At 65.8% G+C, this 444-nt stretch carries 1 protein-coding gene; it reads left to right on the top strand.

The genetic code is table 11. The features are described 5' to 3' along the window. Positions 1-444: ROK family protein (locus tag AC1DIX_RS27875; protein ID WP_477328592.1), on the top strand; the 444-nt coding region annotated here is incomplete at both ends.

The raw sequence follows: 444 nt of genomic DNA on the forward strand, positions 1-444 counted from the left end.
GGCGAGCGCGACCCGAAGACTACCGCCGGCGTGCTGGCGGACATCACCTCCGGGCTGCTGGTGGCGGGGCAGGTGCGGCGCGAGGAGATCTGGGGTGTGGGCTGCAGCGTTCCGGGCACCGTCGAGAACGGCACCTTCTGGTACGACAAGGTGCAGGAAGGCGACGACTGGACGAAGTTTCCTCTGACATCGCGTCTCGAGGAGCTGACGGGGATCAAGACATTTGTCGAGAATGACGCGACCGTCGCGGCGATTGGCGAGCGGCTCTATGGTATCGGGCGCACCGTCCGCTCGTTCTTCTATCTACACTTCAATCTCGGCATTGGCGGCGGCCTGGTACTGGATGGCCAGCACTTTCGAGGGGCGTTCGGCGGCGCTGGCGAAATCGGCCACCTGATCGTCAAGCCGGGCGGACGGTTCTGTGCCTGCGGCAGCCGCGGCTGC

The organism is Massilia sp. 05N420, assembly GCF_056397205.1.